Source organism: Deltaproteobacteria bacterium, assembly GCA_003194485.1.
Taxonomy (GTDB): Bacteria; Desulfobacterota; Dissulfuribacteria; order Dissulfuribacterales; family UBA3076; genus UBA3076.
The window spans coordinates 1-2,611 of record PQXD01000068.1; the positions used below are offsets into that span (position 1 = coordinate 1).

At 47.0% G+C, this 2,611-nt stretch carries 2 protein-coding genes; one reads left to right on the forward strand and one right to left on the reverse strand.

What is annotated here, in order from left to right; translation table 11 throughout:
- The first annotated feature begins 233 nt into the window (after positions 1 to 233).
- On the forward strand, positions 234 to 1,142 hold the full coding sequence (locus tag C4B57_12055; GenBank protein PXF50509.1) for an SAM-dependent methyltransferase: 909 nt from the start codon (positions 234 to 236) through the stop codon (positions 1,140 to 1,142).
- A gap of 17 nt (positions 1,143 to 1,159) precedes the next feature.
- Here C4B57_12055 and C4B57_12060 read toward each other — a convergent pair whose 3' ends face one another.
- On the reverse strand, positions 1,160 to 2,377 hold the full coding sequence (locus C4B57_12060) for an ABC transporter ATP-binding protein (protein ID PXF50510.1): 1,218 nt from the start codon (positions 2,375 to 2,377) through the stop codon (positions 1,160 to 1,162).
- Positions 2,378 to 2,611 lie beyond the last annotated feature (234 nt).

Genomic DNA, 2,611 nt, shown 5'->3' on the forward strand with positions numbered 1-2,611 from the left:
GCCTTTATCTCTCTGAGAATGGAATTGCATTGGAGATCAAACCCAATAGGAAAAGTGCGTAACAACCTGCCTTTTCTCAAAGAATTGGCCTATGAGAAATTCACACAAAAAAGTTGACAGTACCATCGATCCTATCTCTCGCACAGGAAGAAGAGACTTCAGAAATTGCGCCAAGAACAATAACTCCCTTGTGGGGATAGGGCGCTAATAAATATGAAACAAGGAAATAGCAAATGACCACTCTGTTGCAGCGCCTGATAACGCACCTAAGGAAAACTTCAAAGAGGGAGATTCCTATAATATCTTCTCTGCCCCGGTCCAAATTGCCGCAATGGAGCAGCGAAAATATCACTGATCAGTGGTTTAAGGACCATTTTGAAGGTGCGGCTCCCATTATACATGAATGGCTAAATGCAGAAATGGAAATGGCCGGCGCAAGCTTGTTGGATTTCGGCTGCGGCGATGGCATCACTGACCTGGCAATTGCGTTAAAATATCGGCCAAAAAATGTGATTGGTGTGGATATTACATCAACATTTACCAACCTGAACGAGATTGCAGCCAGGCAAATAGGTTTAAAAAGGCTGCCGGAGAACCTTTCTTTTCAGAAAATTGCTCCCGGACAAAGCCCGGTTCACATTTTGAGAGCAGATGCGATTTTTACCTGGTCAACCTTTGAACACATAGAACGTCCATTTCTCGACATGGTTGTTGCGGATCTGTTCGATCTGCTCCCGCAAGGGGGACTGCTCTTTCTGCAAATAGAGCCCCTGTATTATTCTCCTTTCGGCTCACATCTGGGACGGTTCATAAAACAGCCCTGGGCGCATCTATTACTGGATGAAGAGGCCCTGAAAAGGACCGTTCTTGGATATTCCGGCGACATCCCTGCAAATGAAAAAGAATACAATTTTTATGTGCGGACTTTCGACGAGTACAAGGCCTTTATTTTTGGGGAATTCTTAAAGCTCAACAAACTTACAGCCGGAGAAGTGGTTGACTTATTCTGCAGCCATGGCTTCAAGGAAATCCGGAAAGAGAGTTATCGGGTTGCCCTGCCGGTACCTGATATACTCATGGCAAAATATCCTGAAGAGGATCTCCTCACAAATGAAATCCGCCTCTTATTGAAAAAGCCGTAAAAAGCTCAATATTAAGGCTATTTGCAGGCTTTTTCGCCAGGGAGCCATGCATGTTCAATGCGGCAGAGACCAATTTCCCGAGTATGTCCTGATACATTCAGAGGGCATTCCATGGGATCAAACAGACGCATTCCTTCCGGGTCCATTGCATGGACGCGAATAAGATATTTCCCGGGCAATAGCGGAAGCTGCTTAAGATGTAATGTAAAACCAAATAAGTCCGGACCGAGGGCGTTTGGCTGAAACTCATCCATCTCGGTTGATACTCCGTAAACCGGCGTGCCGTCGGCTCGACGCATACCCACTGCAACAACCGGAATTCGCTGATCAGGAGAATACACGGTGCCGCAAACATACACATCTTTTCCATTGGTGACATTGGAAACATGATTCCTGTTCTGATCCTCCAGCCATAGCTCCTGTATTGTATATTTTTCATCATCCGCATTCTTTTCATGTGTCACGTTACGTGATTTGTCCTCTTCGGCCTTACAGCTTTTCTCCTCAAAGTGGGCCAGGTATTCTCGAGTCACGTCAGATGCGTCTCCGTACAGACGGGGCTGTCCCCTGTGCAGCCAGAGGGCCTTATGACATACTTTATTGATGTGATACATGCTATGAGAACACAACATCAGTGTACCACCGTCAGACAGGTAGGATTCCATCCACTTTATGCATTTTTTTTGAAAGGACTCGTCGCCGACTGCCAAAACCTCGTCCGTAATGAGGAGGTCCGGGCGCAAGGCCGTGACAATGGCAAAACCCAGCCTGACGAACATGCCTGATGAATAGTGTTTAATTTGCTTATCTATATGTTCACCGATGTCTGCAAACTCAACTATAGATGAGATATTATTCTCAATATCCGATTTGCCCATGCCCATCAGCGCTGCTGTCAAATAGATATTTTCCCGCCCGGTATATTCCGGATGGAATCCGGCGCCTAACTCCAATAGCGCACCAACCCTGCAGTTGATTTCCACCTTACCGGTTGAAGGCCTGATTACCCCGGCGACAATTTTCAACAAGGTGGTCTTCCCTGCCCCGTTTTCACCGATCAGGCCCAACGATTGTCCCGCGTATATTTCAAGGTCAATGCCGCGCAACGCGCTGAAACGCGCATAATCGCCCCGCCCGGTCAGTAATGACCAGATAGTCTGCAGATGCCCTAAGCCGGTTGAGGCAACCGGGAAATCCTTTCCGACATTTTTCAGACATACTAAAGGTGATTGCAAATCATCTGATCTAAAGATTTCCTGGTCCAATTTCTTACCCTTGTTCTAATATGACTATTGAGTTAGCTCCGCATCATATGCTGATTGTAACGGATTATTGGGTAATCATCCCTTGGAGCGACTTGCGGAAGTCCCGCAGTTTTCCTGGCTTTTGCAGTACGGGAAACCCTGGCTCCGGAGCGCAGCGGAGGAGAACAGGGAGGGTCCCATGCTGCAAAAGTCTCAGAAAACAAG

Bases quoted from the DNA above. Each gene is read 5' to 3' on its own strand.
- C4B57_12055 (PXF50509.1), top strand. From the start codon at position 234: ATGACCACTCTGTTGCAGCGCCTGATAACGCACCTAAGGAAAACTTCA.